Here is a 14,383-nt window from a genome sequence, read left to right as displayed (position 1 = left end):
AGTTACCCCTGCTCCCCGGTCGGGCCGGGTGTCCGGACCTCTGCTTCGGCAGCGGTCAGTTCTGGCCTTACATTCAACAGCCGCAAGGCGTCACTCATTACCCTTGCGAACACGGGTGCGGCCACTTCACCACCGTAATAATCCCCCCCCTGGGGCGCGTCCACGGCTACAACCGTAGCGATACGGGGATTATCCATCGGCGCCATTCCGGCAAAAATGGCCTTGTACTGGCTGTCCTCATATCCCCGCGCGCCCACCAGGTGCACTGTGCCGGTTTTGCCTCCAGCGGTATAAAGCGCCGGATTGGCACGTTTGCCGGTGCCCACCTCGACCGTTGCCTGCAACATGTCTCGCACCTGTGCGGCAACCCTTTCCGACATCACGCGCTCACCGGCAGGGATGCTATCCCGTCGCATCACCGTCACCGGATAACGAATGCCTCCATTGGCAACCGCCATATAGGCCTGGGCCAGTTGCAGTGCGTTGACACTCATACCGTACCCATAGGAAAGCGTGGCCTCCTCTACCGGACGCCACTTGTCTGTCATCGGCAGTACACCTACTGCCTCACCCGGGAAGCCGATCCCGGTCGGCTGGCCAAGCCCCAGGCGAAAATAGAAATCTCGAATCACATCGCCGCCGATGTCATTGGCTATCAGGCTGACGCCGACGTTACTGGACCGGGAGATGATCTCCGTTATTGGCAGTTCGCCGTAATTACGATGATCACGGATGGTGAAACGGCCAAAACGCCGGTAACCGGGGGCAGTGTCGATCAGGGTATCGGGTTGGTACTTGCCGGTTTCCAGGGCCGCTGCCACCGCCAGGGGCTTCATGGTCGAACCCGGTTCAAACAGGTCGGTCAGGGCCTTGTTGCGGAGCCTGCCCGGGCTCAGGGACGTCCGGTCATTGGGGTTGAAGGACTGCTGGTTCACCATCGCCAGCACCTCACCGGTGGACACATCCAGCATTACCAGGGTTCCACCGCGAGCCTTGTGGGCCTGGACCACGGCTTTCAGTTCCCGATAGGCGAGGTATTGCAGTCGCAGGTCCAGGCTCAGGGTCAGGTCCTTGCCCGGGCGGGCATCCCGGATCAGCGACAGGTCACGAATCAGGCGACCACGGTTATCCCTCAGTACCCGCTTACGCCCCGGCAGCCCGCTGAGCCACTCGTTATAGGACAATTCGATACCTTCCTGGCCCTGCTCATCGATATTGGTAAATCCGACAAGATGGGCCGCCACCTCGCCAGCAGGGTAATAACGCTTGTACTCCAGCCTGCTGTACAGACCCGGGATTCCCAGCGACAGCACTTCCCTCGCCAGCGACGGCTGAATCTTTCGGCTTACATAGATAAATTCCCTACTGGCATAGTCCCGCAACCGCTGCCGCAGCCGCGCTTCGGATATCTCAAGCAAACTGGCAGCCATGGACAGGCGAGGGTCTTCCGGGTCCACCTCACCAGGATTGGCCCAGAGCGTCTCCACCGGGGTACTCACAGCCAGGGGCTCACCATAACGGTCGGTTATCATCCCCCGGTGGGCATCGATTGAATCCACCCGGATGGTACGAACATCACCCTGCTTACGCAGGAATTCCTGGTCAATCACATGCAGGTCCACCAGGCGCCAACCCAGCGTCGCCACCACCAGCAGGAACACAGCCACGACAGACCCGTACCGCCAGGCCTTCAAGCTGGCGGCGATCTTCTGCATGAATGTGGGCTTGTCTGGCCTGGCGGACATGGCTGACTCTTATTTTGCGACCGAGGCAATTCGGTCCGTGGTTGCAGAAGGCACAAGGACGATGTGCTCACGTCCCGGAACCACCATATCGAACTCATCGACAGCCTTTCGCTCAATACGACCGTGTGCACTAAGGGCACTCTGCTCGAGCAACAGTTGGCTCCACTGTCGCTGGTAGGCATCCCGCTCCACCTGAAGCTCCGACAAGGCGTTGTACAGCTCCCGATTCTGGTGGGCACTGACAGCCACCCCGATGGCCGAGCCAATCAGGAAAACGGCCAGGCCCAGCGTTACCACAACCTTTGGCTCGGCAAGCGTGCGAAAGATGCGGGCAGACAGCTTGAGGGCATCAGATACCCTCCCGCGAACAGCTTCCCGGGTCAGAACCGGCGCTTTTGCCGGCTTTTCCAATGTGACAGCGCTCATGATATTGACTCTCCCTCTGTGTCAGCGCGGCGCTCCAGAACCCGCATAACAGCACTGCGGGCCCTGACGTTCTCTTCAATTTCGGGCTCACTGGCCTTAAGTGCCTTGCCCACCAGCCGAAACGGTGGTGCCACTTCCCGGGCGGTAACCGGTAAACCACGGGGCAACTGCGGCCCCCGGGACAGATCCCTCATGAAGCGCTTGACGATCCGGTCCTCCAGGGAATGAAAACTGATGACGACCAGGCGCCCACCCGGTTCCAGCAAATCCACAGCCTGAGCGAGACCGGCTTCCAGGTCGTCCAGCTCCCTGTTGATAAAGATGCGTACAGCCTGGAAAGTCCGTGTCGCCGGGTGTTTGTGTTTTTCTTTCTTCGGCACCGCCTGGCGGACCAGTTCCGCGAATTGCCGGGTGGTTACCAGTGGTTCCTCGTCCCGCTGCCTTACCACGGAACGGGCGATACGACGGGAGAAGCGCTCCTCGCCATAACGCCAGATAACGTCAGCAATCTCCTGCTCACGGGCAGTGTTCAGCCACTGGGCCGCACTCAGGCCACGGGTGGGATCCATTCTCATGTCCAAAGGGCCGTTGCTCATGAAGCTGAAACCACGCTCCGGGTCGTCCAGCTGCGGGGAAGAAACGCCCAGATCCAGCAACACCCCGGACACCGACCCTGCATCCCACCCCTGGGCAGCCGTTGCGTCCGCCATATCAGCAAAAGACCCGTGATAAACGACGAAGCGGCCGTCCTCGGCCGCCAGAGTTTCTCCGAACCGGACCGCTTCCGGGTCCTTGTCGATCCCGAGCAACCTGCCCTCTCCCTCGAGGTGCCGCAGGATGAGGCGGCTGTGCCCGCCCCGTCCGAAGGTGCCATCCACATAGCGCCCATCTGACCTGACCATCAACAACGCCACCGCCTGATCCAGCAACACAGAGCGATGCAGGGCCTGGCCGGCAGTTACGCTTGAAGAGTCACCCGGCGTCATAGCGACAGCGCCTCCATTTGCGGTGGCATTTCATCATCGTCATCGGATTCGTCCAGCCAGGCGAACCAGCGCTCTTCACTCCACAACTCCAGTTTCTTGCCCTGACCGATCAGCATCAGTTTCTTTTCCAGCCGGGCGTAGCTTCGCAGGGTTGGCGGTACCAGCACACGACCGGCAGAATCCAGCTCCAGCTGCGTGGCATGCCCAAGAATCAGGCGCTGCAGCCGCCGAGCCTTCTTGTTCATATTGGGAAGTGCCAGCACCTGCGTACGGACGTTTTCGAACACAGGCTCCGGATAAAGGAGCAGGCAGCGCTCTTCATCGGCGTTTGCGGTAAGAACAATTCGGCCGCCGCATTCTTCCTGCAGCTCCTCACGCACACGGGCAGGGATCGCCAGGCGACCCTTTGCATCCATGTTGATTGCGTGACTGCCGAGAAAGTTGCTCATCGCTGAAAGCGCAGACCCTGTTTGTTGTGTTTCTTCCTGATCATGGTGCCGTGTCACCAACCCCCACCCAACACCACACTGAAACCACTAAAAACCACTAAATTCCACTTTTTCCCACTCATGCACACTATAGGAACACGCCAGACACAATGCAAGCGCCGGAACAGGTGCAGACATTACAAAAGTTTCTTTAATGACAAGGGGTTAGCGGATAGGGCGCAAGGCTTGACCGAGGATACCGAAGAGAAACTCCAGCAAATCAAAAGCCTGCAAAACGTTTCGAAGAAAATGAGCGAAGTCTAAGATTTTTTCGCTATAACAAATCCTGTCGTAAAACTACTCATTTCTCAGTATGGGACCGCTGGCAGCGGATGCGCCAGCAGGTAAGGAAAGAAAAGGAGTGAGCTCGCCGATAAGCCGGGTTCTGTCGTGGACAGTCATTCATCTAGGGCCTGCGTCACCACAGGCCTCAAGCAACCTACCCGAATCCAGCGCGGGCCACGCCATTGGATTCCTATTTGGTCTTGCTCCAGGTGGGGTTTACCATCGCCGTGGACTGTTGCCAGCCACGCGGTGCGCTCTTACCGCACCGTTTCACCCTTACCGGCGCCAAAGGCGCTTAGGCGGTATACTTTCTGTTGCACTTTCCGTCGGCTCACGCCGCCCAGGCGTTACCTGGCACCTTGCCCTGCGGAGCCCGGACTTTCCTCCCCCGGTGACACCGGCGGCGACTGTCTGGCGAGCTCAGGCGAGACCATACCTGCGCACCCCGACCGGCGCAAGGTAATTCTGACCAAGCCCCGACACCTTGACGAAGCGCAAGCCGTAATCAGGCGCCCTTCAGCTCAAGGGCCCGCTGGTAAAGGTCATTGCGTGCGCGACCTGTCAACTCGGCCGCCAGCTTCACCGCCTTTTTCACAGGCAACTCCGTGAGCAACAGGGTTAACACCCGGTCGGCGTCCACCGCCACCTGGTCCGTAACACTTTCGGTAGCCCCTGCTACCATCACCACGTATTCACCCTTGGCAGAATGGGGGTCAGCATTTACCGCCTCCAGTACGTCCACCACTGATCCAGAGTAAAACGTCTCGAACGCCTTGGTCAGTTCCCGCGCCAACACGACCTCCCGGCACTCACCCAAGGTACTCTTTATGTCCTGGAGCAATGCACTGATTCGGCGCGGGGACTCATAGAACACCAGGGTTGCGGTCTCCCGGGCGAGTGTTTCCAGCGCCTTGGCGCGGGCAGCTGACCTGGCCGGCAAGAAACCGGCAAACAGGAAACGGTCAGTGGGCAGGCCCGCCGCACTCAGGGCAGCGACCATGGCGCAAGCTCCGGGTACCGGCACCACACGAATGCCTCGCCGGCGAGCCGTACGCACCAACACATAGCCAGGATCGGAGATTAGCGGCGTGCCAGCATCCGAGATCAACGCCACAGACTCTCCGGCGTCAATACGATCCAGCAGTGACTCCGAGCGCTCCCGCTCGTTATGGTCATGCAGCGCCCACATCGCCTTGCTGATTCCCAGGTGCTGCAGCAGGCGCCCGCTGTGACGCGTATCCTCGGCCGCCACCAGGTCAACCGAGGACAACACCTGCTCTGCCCGCCGGGTCAGGTCGTCCAGGTTGCCGATGGGAGTTGCGACAATAAAGAGTGTGCCGGCGATGGCGGCCGGAGCGCTGTCTGTATGCAATGGAAAATCCCCGATGTGAGCCTGTGAAAAGACCGCCAAGCTGGTAAACTTGCAGCCCTGACACCCTTTACCAGAGAGACACTATGCCGGCCCTTGGCTGGTACCTCAAGGAGCCCTGCCTGATATGAGCTGTCACCTGCCAACTTTGCGCCGCCTCGCCCTGGCCTCAGCCCTGACAACCCTGCTGGCGACGGGGTGTACCCCGATACAACTGCAGGACGACGCCATCAGGAGTGCCGGCGACGCACTGAATGCCGCGCAGGAGCTATCACCCGGCGAAGAAACCCAGCGCTTCCTGCTGCGTGCCGCTGCGAGCTTTCAGGAGCAGGGCTCCCATGATAACGCCCGCCGGATCCTTCGTTCCGACGCTTTCGAAAGCCCCGCCGAGGGTCTGGCCAACCAGTTCGTTCTCTTGAGCATGGCCAGCGCAGTGGCTCTTGAGGATCGAGGCTGGGCCCAGGACCTTACCTCCGATCTGGGGCCATCCAGGTACAGCACATTCCCCGAACAGATCCGAGCACGGGCCGCCACGCTTCAGCTGGCCACCTACGAGCTGGCGAACGCCCACCTCGAGACAGCTCGCCTGCTTATGGGAATCGAGCCAGGACTGCTGGAACAGGACCGCCAGCAGATCAACGACCGTGTATGGCAGGCACTGAAGCAGACCTCGGATGAGCAACTCGAAGAGGCTGCCACCTCAGCTGTTGGCTTCGAGAGCCAGGGTTGGTACGAGCTGGCAGCCACTCTCAGGCAACCGGGCATGACCTTTGAAGAACAGGGGCGTGCCGTACGCAATTGGCAGTTCAACTGGACTGGCCATCCCGGCACTGAAGCCCTGCCCGCCGAACTGACAATCATGGCCCAGGTACTGGAGCAACGGCCAGAGCGGATCACCCTGGCGCTGCCCCTGTCCGGCCCTCTTTCAGCAGCCGGCAACATGGTTCGTGAAGGCTTCCTCGCTGCCTATTATGAGGACGCCCGGCAAAATCGCGGAAGCGATGCCGAACGCGGGAGCATCCCGGTCCCGGAAACCGGTTCCGGAGAGGATGGCACCACTGCGCAAGACAAGGCTGAATTCGACAATTCCTCGCACGACATTTCCGTTACGATTGTCGATACCAACGGACGCTCCATCGACGAGCTGATGCCGGAACTGCTTGCCGACAAGCCGGACCTGATTGTTGGCCCCCTTGCCAAGGATGCCGTAGCAGCGCTGGCCAGCCAGGACTCGCTACCCGTGCCTGTTCTGGCACTGAACTATGCCCCTGAACAGGACGGCCCTCGCCCCCCGCAACTGTTCCAGTTCGGCCTCTCCGCCGAGGATGAGGCGCGAGGGATTGCCGAGAAAATCAGGGACCAAGGCCTGAAGACCGCCCTGGTGCTGATTCCCCGGGGGGATTGGGGCGACCGGGTAGCCCGGGCGCTCAAGCACCGAATGGACGAGCTTGGCGGCGTTATTCTCGACACCGACCGTTACTCCGAGGAAGACAACCTGCGGAGCGTGTCAGCGGAACTGCTGGGCATCAATGTAAGCCGTGAAAGGGCGGTAGAGCTGGAGCGTACCCTGGGGGTCAATATCGAATTTGAGCCCCGCCGACGCCAGGATGCAGATGCAATCGTGATGGTGGCGGAACCCGTCATCGCCCGCCAGTTCAAACCATTGTTCGCGTTCTACTATGCCGGAGACGTGCCGGTGTTCTCGCCTTCGATTATCTACAGCGGCCGGCCGGACCCATCGCGGGACCGGGATATAAATGGCGTGTTCTTCACGGACCTGCCCTGGATCCTGGACCAGGAACCCGAGTTTCGGCGACAGGCGTATGAGCAATTCGATAACCTGGACGGACCACTGGGCCGCCTGTTTGCCATGGGCGCAGACGCCTGGACGCTAAGCACCCGCCTGCCCCTGATGCAGCAGGTTACTGACACCCGGGTTGACGGCCACACCGGCGAACTGTGGCTCGACGGTAACAACAGGGTCCACCGTTCCCAGATGTGGGGCGTATTCCGTGAAGGAGTACCTGTTATTGCTACCGGCAACCAGGAACAATCCAGCGAGGTTGTCGAAACGCTGGACAGCAGCGACACCACCAACTGACATGCGAGCCAGGGACGGCGACACCACACCAGCAACCGGAAGGGTCAACCGCAAGAAACTGGGTGACCAGGCGGAAGGGGTAGCCGCCCGCTACCTTCAAAGCAAGGGTGTCAGGATACTGGAACGTAACGTCTATAACCGCGGGGGTGAAATCGACCTTATCGGACAGGACGCCGAAACCCTGGTGTTCTTTGAGGTCCGTTTCCGCAAACGTCACGCGCTCACGGATGGCGCCGAATCGATCGGATGGCGAAAGCAGCAGAAATTACTGCGGGCCGTATCTTTCTATCTCCATCGAAACGGCCTGTGGGACCACCCCTGCAGGATCGATGTGGTCGCGATTGCGCCAGGCACCACCCACCAGTACCGTATCCGCTGGATCAGAAACGCAATTCAGGCAGAAGCATGAGCAGTACTGAAGAGAGTGTTAGTCAATGGTTTGCCAACCATATGGAGCATACCGCCATGGCGGGGAGTCTTTCCGCCCCCCTGATACCCGCTGCCGCGGACATGGTGGTGCAGACCTTGCTAAGCGACGGCAAGATCCTCGCGTGCGCAAACGGCAGTGCCAACACCCTGGCCCAGTATTTCTGCACCAGCCTGCTCGGCCGCCTCGACCAGGACCGCCCCGGACTACCCGCAGTGAACCTGGGTGCCGACGCAACGACCTACTCCGCCATCTGCCGCGACAACCGGTTTAACGAAACCTTCGCACGACAGGTGACCGCCCTTGGCAAGCCTGGTGACACCTTGATGGTCTATGTTGACGACGGCCACAAAGCGAATCTGATCCAGGCCATACAGGCCGCCCACGACCGGGACATTAATGTTATTGTGCTTAGTGCGAGGGAAAAGACGGACATCAGCGCATTATTACAGCCCCAGGATCTCGAGATCACCCTGAATGACCTGGACCCGGTCTCGGCGATGCCGATCATGATGCTGATTACCGGCGCACTGTGTCGCCTCGTTGAAGAAAATCTTTTCGGAGGTTGAGGCCAGCGAAGTGCCGGAAAAAGCGGGCAAGGAAGGCGCGCGACCGGCGAGAACCCGGTCACCCGCTATCCAGGATAGTGAAAAGCTACTTGACCACCTTGAGGCTCGGGCGACCACTGGGGCGCTCACCTTCACCCTTGTTGTCACGCCCGGACTCCTCGGGCTTTCGGCCACCGTTGGGATCCGGCGAGCCGGGCTCACTCCCAAAAACCATGCCCTCACCGTTTTCGCGAGCGTAGATCGCCATCACAGCCTGCAGGGGTATATAGACCTGCATGGGCACACCTCCGAAGCGGGCACTGAATTCCAGGGCATCATCCCCGACAATGAGCGCCTTGACGGCAGACGGGCTTATATTCAGAACAATCTGCCCGTTGGCCACATGGTCGGCGGGAACCTGCACCCCCTGGACACTCGCATCCACTACAATGTGGGGCGTGCAGTGATTGTCCAGGATCCAGTCATTGAAAGCCCTTACCAGATAGGGACGACTGGAGGTCATTGTCACCTTGTGCTCAGACACGTTGCTCTCCCGGGCCCGGAGGACGCCGCCCGGCGACGCCCCCGGATCAGTTAACTGCGGATGTCTTCTTCGAGGTCAGAGAGGCTCGCCTTGAAGCCTTCACGACCGAAGATACGCTCCATATACTTGGTGATCGGCTTCGCCTGCTTCGGGTCCAGCTCTATGCCCATGGCAGGTAGGCGCCAGAGAATTGGGGCAATACAGCAGTCCACGATGGTGAACTCCTCCGACAGGAAAAAGGGCATCTCACCAAACAGTGGCGCCGTCGCCTGCAAGCTCTCACGCAATTCCTTGCGAGCGGCATCGGAACCCTTGGCGGAGGGATCTGCCAGGATCTGGTCAACCAGGCCACACCAGTCTTTCTGGATGCGATGGATCATCAGCCTGCTGTTAGCCCTGGCCACAGGGTAAACCGGCAGCAGGGGCGGATGAGGGAAACGCTCATCCAGGTATTCCATCATGATATTGGGCTCGTAGAGCACCAGGTCACGATCCACCAGGGTTGGCAGGGCGTTGTACGGATTCAGGTCCGCCAGTTCCTCGGGCGGGTTGTCGGGATCGACGTCCACCACATCAACGGTTACACCCTTTTCTGCAAGCACAATACGAACCCGATGGCTGTAATGGCTGGAAGGGTCCGAGAAAAACGTCATTGATGACCTCTTGGTCACAACGCCCATAGAACGACTCCAAGATTGAATAAGACCAATACACGTTGCTGAACGCAAAAAACCAGCGGGCCAATATGGCCCGCTGGATACTGTCAGCGTCGATTATACGCTAAAACGTCAGTGTACGTCTTTCCAGTACTCGCGATTGAGCAGGTACGCGAAGATGAAGAACACTGCGACGAAGATCAGGACGAGGATACCCAGACGCTCCCGCTCTACCTTGACCGGGTCACCCATATAAGAAAGGAAGTTGGTCAGGTCGTACATGGCCTGGTTGAACTCGCCTGGCTCCATGGAGCCCTCGATAGCCCAGTCATCACAGATGTCTGTGCCGCGCACGTTGCCACTGAGCGGGTCAACACTGGGATTGGTTCCAATCTTCGGGGGCACGGCGCAAAGACCCTGCTGCGCAACCATAACATGGGGCATACCCACATTATCGAACACAGCATTGTTCACACCGAGCGGGCGAGAATCATCCTTGTAGAAAGCCCGGAAGTAGGAATACAACCAGTCTTCACCACGAACCCGGGACACCAGGGTGAGGTCGGGCGGCGCATTACCAAACCAGCTTGCCGCCTGATCCTTGTCCATGCCGATTTCCATCAGCTCGCCAATCTTGGCGCCAGTAAAGATCAGGTTTTCCTCGAACAGTTCAGCAGGTATCTCCAGATCGTCGGAAACACGCTTGTAGCGAGCGTATTCCATAGAGTGGCAACCTGCACAGTAGTTCATGAAGGTCGCCGCACCACGCTGCAGGGAAGCCTTGTTGGTGTGATCCGCCTCCATGGTATCCAGTGGTACGCCCGGGGCGGCTGCCAGCGACAGGGCTGGCAGGACTGTCATGAAAAGACCCAGAATCAGCTTTTTCATCCTGCCACCCTCTCTGGTACTGGCTTGGTTTTTTCCATGCGTGTGTAGAACGGCATGAGAATGAAATACAGGAAGTAGAACGTGGTCAGGATCTGAGCCACCATGGTGCGCCCCTCGGTAGCCGGCACGATACCCAGGTAACCGAGGATGACGAAGCTCACCGCGAAGATTGCCAGGGCAATCTTGCTCAGCCAGCCCTTATACCGGATTGAACGAACCGGACTGCGATCAAGCCAGGGCAGCACGAACAGGATGGCAATGGCAGCACCCATGACCACAACGCCCCAGAACTTCGCGTCAAGACCGAACAGGTCTACCGTTACCGCTCGCAACATGGCGTAGAAAGGCGTGAAGTACCATACCGGCGCAATGTGATCTGGCGTCTTCAACGGGTTGGCCGGCTCAAAGTTCGGCTTCTCGAGGAACAGACCGCCCATCTCAGGGAAGAAGAACAACACCAGGAAGAACACGAAGAAGAACACTGCCACGCCAAGCAGGTCGTGCACGGTGTAGTACGGATGGAACGGGATACCATCTTTCGGGATGCCGTTTTCGTCCTTGTTCTTCTTGATATCGATACCGTCGGGGTTGTTTGAGCCCACTTCGTGCAGTGCCAGGATGTGCAGCACAACCAGGCCAAGCAGCACGATAGGCAGGGCCACCACGTGCAGGGCAAAGAAACGGTTCAGGGTAATACCGGAGATCAGGTAGTCACCACGAATCCACAGGGAGAGATCATCACCGATCACCGGAATGGCGCCAAACAGGTTAACGATAACCTGGGCACCCCAGTAGGACATTTGCCCCCAGGGCAGCAGGTAGCCCATGAAGGCTTCAGCCATCAGCACCAGGTAGATCAGCATACCGAAGATCCAGATGAGCTCACGGGGCTTCTGGTAAGAGCCGTACATCAGCCCCCGGAACATATGGAGATAAACCACGACGAAGAAGGCCGAGGCCCCGGTAGAGTGCAGATAACGCAGGAGCCAACCCCACTCCACATCACGCATGATGTACTCGACGGAGGCAAAGGCACCTTCCGATGAGGGGTTATAGCTCATGGTGAGCCAGATACCGGTAACCAGCTGGTTCACCAGGACCAGCATGGCCAGGGAGCCAAAGAAGTACCAGACGTTGAAGTTTTTCGGCGCGTAGTACTTCGCCAGGTGCTTGTTCCACGCGTCAACGATTGGCAGACGCTCATCAACCCAGTTAATCAGCTTGTTCATTACGCAGCCCCCTCAGGATCCAGACCGACGGTCAGGGTGTTTTCGTCGTCAAACCGGTGGGGCGGTATTTCCAGGTTGGTCGGAGCCGGCTGGTTGGGGTATACCCGACCGGCCAGGTCATACCGTGAGCCGTGACAGGCACAGTAGTAACCGCCAAGCCAGTTTTCACCCAGATCGGCCGGAGCCACTTCCGGGCGATACTGGGGTGAACAACCCAGGTGAGTACAGATACCGATCAGCACCGCGTAGTTTTCATTGAGAGAGCGCAGTTCACCGGTCACGTACTCCGGCTGTACAGCATCTTCGGACAAGGGGTCCTTGACCCGGTCGTCCATCTCCCGGATACGTTCAATCATTTCATCCGTGCGGCGGACAACCCACACCGGCTTACCCCGCCATTCTACGGTCATTTGCTGACCCGGCTCGAGCTTGCTGACATTGGCGGTGACCGGTGCGCCTGCCGCTTCCGCCTTGGCACTGGGATTCCAGGATGCCACGAACGGAACAGCCGCACCGACGACGCCGATACCCCCAACAACCGAAGTCGCGCCGATCAGAAATCGGCGTCGGCCCTGGCTAACGTCGCCATTGTTCATTATGGTTTTCTCCCATCAGGCAATGCTGTGACCAGCCCTGAAGGCCGCGCACACATTGGAAAAGGACTTCACAACCCAAAATTATAAGCGCACAAATGGTAATGAAATTACCGGCTCCTTACAAGCCGCGAACCCGCCCAGTGGCAACAAAGCCGCCATCGGGCGTGACCTGAATCAAAACCTTGAAGACAATAAAAAACCCGGCACATGGCCGGGTTTTTGTACGCTCTCCGGAGTCCGGATTAACGCTTGGAGTACTGCGGACGCTTACGCGCCTTGCGCAGACCCACTTTCTTACGCTCAACCTGGCGCGCGTCACGGGTGACGTAGCCAGCCTTGCGAAGGGCCGGACGCAGGGTTTCGTCGTAGTCCATCAGCGCACGGGTCAGACCGTGACGGATTGCGCCCGCCTGACCACTGGTGCCACCGCCAGCGACGGTGATCTTGATGTCGAAACGATCGGTAGACTCAGCCACTACCAGCGGCTGACGAACGATCATACGCAGGGTCTCACGACCGAAGAACTGCTCGATCGTGCGCCCGTTGATGGTGATGTTACCGCTTCCCGGCTGGATAAAGACGCGAGCCGTGGAATTCTTGCGGCGACCAGTACCGTAATTTTGTGTTACAGACATATCCGCCTTCCGTTAAATGTCGAGTTCTTTGGGCTGCTGGGCTGCATGGGGATGCTCAGCACCGGCATAGACTTTCAGCTTCTTGAACATGGCGCGACCGAGGGGACCCTTCGGCAACATACCCTTCACAGACTTCTGGATGATCTGCTCAGGGGCCTTGTCAATCAGCTTCTCGAAGTTGATGGACTTGATACCACCGGGAAAGCCGGTATGGCTGTAGTACATCTTGGCACTGGCCTTTTTGCCGGTCACCCGGACCTGGCCTGCATTAATGACTACGATGTAGTCGCCAGTGTCGACGTGAGGGGTGTACTCAGGCTTATGCTTGCCCCGCAGACGACGGGCGATCTCGGTTGACAGACGACCCAGCGTCTTGCCGGCTGCGTCTACAACGTACCAGTCACGTGTTACGGTTTCTGGTTTCGCACTCAGAGTCTTCATTGAATCCGCCTTGAACGCTACAAAAAAATAAAACGTTTAAAAACCCGCACGCCAGCGCTGTGGGAAGAGCACCAGACCGGGTTTTATACCTGTTGGCCGGCCAACCAGTTCGGTTACCGGCTCGGGACAATGCCGTTCGGGGCTGAGACGACATTATCACCATGAAAAGCCAGGGCGCGGAGTATATATTAACCAACCAGCCATGCCAAGCCTTTCACTGACCCGATTCCAGGTCTGGCCAGCCATACAGGCACGCCACGTTTCGCGCCAGCTGCCGGGCCAGGACCTCTTCCTCTTGCTTTTTCAGTACTGCCAGCGCTGTCAGTAGTTGCCGAAGGTTTGCCGGCTCGTTCTCGCCTTTTGCCACCCCGGCAGGGGGCATATCCGGCGCATCGGTCTCCAGCACCAAGGCCTCGATGGGCAGTCGCGATATGGCATCCCGCGTCTTGAGAGCCCGGTCATAGGTGATGACACCCCCAATACCCAGAAAGCACCCCAGGTCCACCAGCGTCTTTCCCTGCTGGTAGCTGCCCGAGAACCCGTGAACCAGGACCGGTACGTCAGGCGACCTGCGCCGAAGCACCGCAGCAACCTCATCGTGGGTTCGCACAGAATGGATGACGAGCGGCAGGCCTAGCGAGTCCGCCAGCTCAACCTGCGCCTCGAACCAGGGCATCTGGGCGCCCAGGTCACCGTGGAGACGGTCAAGCCCGCACTCACCCAGCCCGACGCAGCGGTCATCCGCATTGCGCAACGCTGATTCCAGGTCATCAAGGGCTTTATCGCCGTGCTCTCCAACGAACCATGGATGTATACCCAGGCAGTACCACCAGTCGTTACACTCCGAAGCGAGCTCCTGCACCCGGGACCAGTCCCGCTGCCGCACCCCTGGAATAACCAGGCGCGAAACCCCGGCCTGCCGAGCCCTTTGCCAGAACTCATCCCTCCGACACTCAAAGGCCTGAAAGTCGAAATGGCAATGGGCGTCAACCAGCTGCATGAATCCTCCGCAAACCTGG

Annotated in this window: 16 protein-coding genes and 1 other RNA gene; 3 read left to right on the top strand and 14 right to left on the bottom strand. The window is 59.0% G+C overall.

Annotation, left to right across the window (positions count from 1 at the left end):
* Window positions 1-2: 2 nt before the first annotated feature.
* The 6 genes from LJ360_RS05675 to rsmI all read right to left on the bottom strand — a co-directional run bounded on the left by LJ360_RS05675 (window position 3) and on the right by rsmI (window position 5,302).
* Window positions 3-1,745 (bottom strand): peptidoglycan D,D-transpeptidase FtsI family protein, encoded by a 1,743-nt coding sequence (locus LJ360_RS05675; RefSeq protein WP_264995548.1) that lies wholly within the window; start codon window positions 1,743-1,745, stop codon window positions 3-5.
* A 9-nt stretch (window positions 1,746-1,754) separates the two neighbouring features.
* Entirely contained in the window at window positions 1,755-2,171 is a 417-nt protein-coding gene (gene ftsL, locus LJ360_RS05670; RefSeq protein ID WP_091853388.1) for a cell division protein FtsL, read from the bottom strand.
* Complete coding sequence (gene rsmH, locus LJ360_RS05665) at window positions 2,168-3,157, bottom strand: 16S rRNA (cytosine(1402)-N(4))-methyltransferase RsmH (RefSeq protein WP_091853389.1); 990 nt, start codon at window positions 3,155-3,157, stop codon at window positions 2,168-2,170. The genes ftsL and rsmH overlap by 4 nt, the downstream gene beginning before the upstream one ends.
* Complete coding sequence (mraZ, locus tag LJ360_RS05660; protein ID WP_091853391.1) at window positions 3,154-3,606, bottom strand: division/cell wall cluster transcriptional repressor MraZ; 453 nt, start codon at window positions 3,604-3,606, stop codon at window positions 3,154-3,156. Before mraZ ends, rsmH begins: the two co-directional genes overlap by 4 nt.
* A 397-nt stretch (window positions 3,607-4,003) precedes the next feature.
* An RNA gene (rnpB, locus tag LJ360_RS05655) (RNase P RNA component class A) lies at window positions 4,004-4,353 on the bottom strand.
* Window positions 4,354-4,435: 82 nt separating this feature from the next.
* Window positions 4,436-5,302, bottom strand: coding sequence for a 16S rRNA (cytidine(1402)-2'-O)-methyltransferase (gene rsmI / locus LJ360_RS05650; protein WP_264995545.1), 867 nt, complete (start codon window positions 5,300-5,302; stop codon window positions 4,436-4,438).
* 124 nt (window positions 5,303-5,426) lie between these two features.
* Between rsmI and LJ360_RS05645 the strand changes: the two genes are divergently transcribed.
* The 3 genes from LJ360_RS05645 to LJ360_RS05635 are packed head-to-tail and all read left to right on the top strand — an operon-like array spanning window position 5,427 to window position 8,396.
* Window positions 5,427-7,400, top strand: a complete 1,974-nt coding sequence (locus LJ360_RS05645; RefSeq protein ID WP_264995543.1) for a penicillin-binding protein activator — start codon at window positions 5,427-5,429, stop codon at window positions 7,398-7,400.
* Between the two features lies 1 nt (window position 7,401).
* On the top strand, window positions 7,402-7,809 hold the full coding sequence (locus tag LJ360_RS05640) for a YraN family protein (RefSeq protein WP_264995542.1): 408 nt from the start codon (window positions 7,402-7,404) through the stop codon (window positions 7,807-7,809).
* Window positions 7,806-8,396, top strand: a complete 591-nt coding sequence (locus tag LJ360_RS05635; RefSeq protein WP_091853397.1) for an SIS domain-containing protein — start codon at window positions 7,806-7,808, stop codon at window positions 8,394-8,396. The genes LJ360_RS05640 and LJ360_RS05635 overlap by 4 nt, the downstream gene beginning before the upstream one ends.
* Window positions 8,397-8,481: 85 nt before the next feature.
* On the opposite strand, the gene LJ360_RS05630 is transcribed toward LJ360_RS05635, so the two are convergent.
* The 8 genes from LJ360_RS05630 to LJ360_RS05595 form a co-directional block, all read right to left on the bottom strand.
* The gene (locus tag LJ360_RS05630) at window positions 8,482-8,898 is read right to left on the bottom strand and encodes a ClpXP protease specificity-enhancing factor (protein WP_218144816.1); all 417 of its coding nucleotides are present in this window, start codon (window positions 8,896-8,898) and stop codon (window positions 8,482-8,484) included.
* 71 nt (window positions 8,899-8,969) lie between these two features.
* Entirely contained in the window at window positions 8,970-9,599 is a 630-nt protein-coding gene (locus tag LJ360_RS05625) for a glutathione S-transferase N-terminal domain-containing protein (protein ID WP_091853401.1), read from the bottom strand.
* Between the two features lie 108 nt (window positions 9,600-9,707).
* On the bottom strand, window positions 9,708-10,463 hold the full coding sequence (locus tag LJ360_RS05620; protein WP_264995540.1) for a cytochrome c1: 756 nt from the start codon (window positions 10,461-10,463) through the stop codon (window positions 9,708-9,710).
* Window positions 10,460-11,692 (bottom strand): cytochrome b, encoded by a 1,233-nt coding sequence (locus LJ360_RS05615; protein WP_264995538.1) that lies wholly within the window; start codon window positions 11,690-11,692, stop codon window positions 10,460-10,462. Before LJ360_RS05615 ends, LJ360_RS05620 begins: the two co-directional genes overlap by 4 nt.
* Entirely contained in the window at window positions 11,692-12,288 is a 597-nt protein-coding gene (petA, locus tag LJ360_RS05610; protein WP_264995537.1) for a ubiquinol-cytochrome c reductase iron-sulfur subunit, read from the bottom strand. Before petA ends, LJ360_RS05615 begins: the two co-directional genes overlap by 1 nt.
* Window positions 12,289-12,530: 242 nt before the next feature.
* The gene (gene rpsI, locus LJ360_RS05605) at window positions 12,531-12,923 is read right to left on the bottom strand and encodes a 30S ribosomal protein S9 (RefSeq protein WP_091853409.1); all 393 of its coding nucleotides are present in this window, start codon (window positions 12,921-12,923) and stop codon (window positions 12,531-12,533) included.
* Between the two features lie 12 nt (window positions 12,924-12,935).
* Entirely contained in the window at window positions 12,936-13,364 is a 429-nt protein-coding gene (gene rplM, locus LJ360_RS05600; RefSeq protein ID WP_091853411.1) for a 50S ribosomal protein L13, read from the bottom strand.
* Window positions 13,365-13,578: 214 nt separating this feature from the next.
* On the bottom strand, window positions 13,579-14,364 hold the full coding sequence (locus LJ360_RS05595) for a TatD family hydrolase (RefSeq protein ID WP_264995536.1): 786 nt from the start codon (window positions 14,362-14,364) through the stop codon (window positions 13,579-13,581).
* Window positions 14,365-14,383: the final 19 nt, after the last annotated feature.

The sequence above is a fragment of the Marinobacter sp. AN1 genome (assembly GCF_026013985.1).
Taxonomy (GTDB): domain Bacteria; phylum Pseudomonadota; class Gammaproteobacteria; order Pseudomonadales; family Oleiphilaceae; genus Marinobacter; species Marinobacter segnicrescens.
This window is presented reverse-complemented; position numbering and strand designations above follow the sequence as displayed.

Excerpts from the sequence above, each read along its gene's own strand:
- LJ360_RS05675 (WP_264995548.1), bottom strand. The coding sequence starts at position 1,745 with ATGTCCGCCAGGCCAGACAAGCCCACATTCATGCAGAAGATCGCCGCC.
- ftsL (WP_091853388.1), bottom strand. The coding sequence starts at position 2,171 with ATGAGCGCTGTCACATTGGAAAAGCCGGCAAAAGCGCCGGTTCTGACC.
- rsmH (WP_091853389.1), bottom strand. The coding sequence starts at position 3,157 with ATGACGCCGGGTGACTCTTCAAGCGTAACTGCCGGCCAGGCCCTGCAT.
- mraZ (WP_091853391.1), bottom strand. The coding sequence starts at position 3,606 with ATGAGCAACTTTCTCGGCAGTCACGCAATCAACATGGATGCAAAGGGT.
- LJ360_RS05645 (WP_264995543.1), top strand. The coding sequence starts at position 5,427 with ATGAGCTGTCACCTGCCAACTTTGCGCCGCCTCGCCCTGGCCTCAGCC.
- LJ360_RS05640 (WP_264995542.1), top strand. The coding sequence starts at position 7,402 with ATGCGAGCCAGGGACGGCGACACCACACCAGCAACCGGAAGGGTCAAC.
- LJ360_RS05635 (WP_091853397.1), top strand. The coding sequence starts at position 7,806 with ATGAGCAGTACTGAAGAGAGTGTTAGTCAATGGTTTGCCAACCATATG.
- LJ360_RS05630 (WP_218144816.1), bottom strand. The coding sequence starts at position 8,898 with ATGACCTCCAGTCGTCCCTATCTGGTAAGGGCTTTCAATGACTGGATC.
- LJ360_RS05625 (WP_091853401.1), bottom strand. The coding sequence starts at position 9,599 with ATGGGCGTTGTGACCAAGAGGTCATCAATGACGTTTTTCTCGGACCCT.
- LJ360_RS05620 (WP_264995540.1), bottom strand. The coding sequence starts at position 10,463 with ATGAAAAAGCTGATTCTGGGTCTTTTCATGACAGTCCTGCCAGCCCTG.
- LJ360_RS05615 (WP_264995538.1), bottom strand. The coding sequence starts at position 11,692 with ATGAACAAGCTGATTAACTGGGTTGATGAGCGTCTGCCAATCGTTGAC.
- petA (WP_264995537.1), bottom strand. The coding sequence starts at position 12,288 with ATGAACAATGGCGACGTTAGCCAGGGCCGACGCCGATTTCTGATCGGC.
- rpsI (WP_091853409.1), bottom strand. The coding sequence starts at position 12,923 with ATGTCTGTAACACAAAATTACGGTACTGGTCGCCGCAAGAATTCCACG.
- rplM (WP_091853411.1), bottom strand. The coding sequence starts at position 13,364 with ATGAAGACTCTGAGTGCGAAACCAGAAACCGTAACACGTGACTGGTAC.
- LJ360_RS05595 (WP_264995536.1), bottom strand. The coding sequence starts at position 14,364 with ATGCAGCTGGTTGACGCCCATTGCCATTTCGACTTTCAGGCCTTTGAG.